Source organism: Streptomyces sp. NPDC044921, assembly GCF_056432865.1.
Genome location: NZ_JBWKIF010000050.1, coordinates 1 through 1239, shown reverse-complemented (window position 1 = coordinate 1239; position 1239 = coordinate 1). Strand labels below are relative to the sequence as shown.

At 65.9% G+C, this 1239-nt stretch carries 1 protein-coding gene; it reads right to left on the bottom strand.

Features of this window, described 5'->3' with window-relative positions; translation table 11 throughout:
- Positions 1–454: 454 nt before the first annotated feature.
- Positions 455–856 carry a helicase associated domain-containing protein gene (locus AC07DA_RS36065; RefSeq protein ID WP_479132483.1) on the bottom strand — a complete coding sequence of 134 codons (402 nt, stop codon included), beginning with the start codon at positions 854–856 and terminating at the stop codon, positions 455–457.
- Positions 857–1239: the final 383 nt, after the last annotated feature.

Genomic DNA, 1239 nt, shown 5'->3' with positions numbered 1-1239 from the left:
GCTACGAACGCAAGGCCGAGCACTTCCTGGCCTTCACGGCCATCGCCTGCAGCCTCATCTGCTACCGCAGACTCACCAAATGAGACGACGTCTAAAACCGTCCGTCGCCTGGTAGCTGACATCCTTGTCGCCGGGAGTCGATTGGCCCAGGAGGCTACCGGAACAGTGCTGCTACGACGAGACGATTCCTGGCGCAACGATCTGTGATGGGCGAGTACTTCTCGGCACCCCCAGTCTTCGCCGACGTCGTCACCGCAAAAGCCCCGCCGTAGGCGCTCTTGACCACTCGGACCTGGTCCTCACATTTCCCTATCGGACGGCTCCGCCACCCCCGGTATGGAAGCCGGGTCGAGCACACCAACCTCTGCACTTGAGCCCGTACACCGACACCGTCCAAGCGGGTGGAGGTGCGGGCCCGCAGCCGCGCACCTCGGCGACCTCCGCACGCGATTCCTCAAGCCCACTTCATCCCGACGGCACTGAGTTCCTGCACCCGCTCAGGGGCCAGGCGTTGCTGGCGGGCCCGGCAGTTGGCGATGAACACGCCTAGCGCACGGTCCTCGCCCCCCACGCTTTCCACGTGCTGGCGAGGGACGTTCAAGTGTCCTTCCCGCTGATGATATTGGCGGGCAGCGGCAAGGTTATCGGCCCACATCTGCGCCCGCGTCCTGCCCACGACGCTCGGCCGGCCTGGCGCAGGTCCGGCCTCAGGCTGCTCCTGGTCCGGCGTCAGGTGCAGCACCTGCGTGAGCAGCCACTGCTGGGCGGGCAGCAAGCCGTCCCATACGGCCGCGGTGCGCTGGACTCTGGCCCACCGCCCGAGGTCCTCGCCCTGGACGACGATCTCCCCAGGCACAGTGGATAGTTCCCGGCCACCGTTGACATGGGCGCGGGCGAGGTGAAAGCACCGCTGCCAGGCGATGTCCCAGACCGGGCACCACGCGGGATCGATCTTCTCCAGTTCCCGCCACCGCCGCGCACTGTTGGGCTTCCCCGATGTCCGGCCCTCGTCAGGCCTTGTCGTCGCCCAGTTTTTCTGAGTTGTTGTCGTGGCTGTGAGCTGGGGTTTTTCAGTTCTTTTGGGTGATGTCCGCCGTGTCCGGGGTGCTCGGCGTGTGGGGCTGGGTGGGACGGTGTCCCTCTGAGACGTCGTCTCATTTGGCGTGCCTGGGTAGTCTGCACCGTGTGGTGATGGTCGAGCGCATGGTGCCGGACGAGCTGTGGGAACTGTTCCAGCGG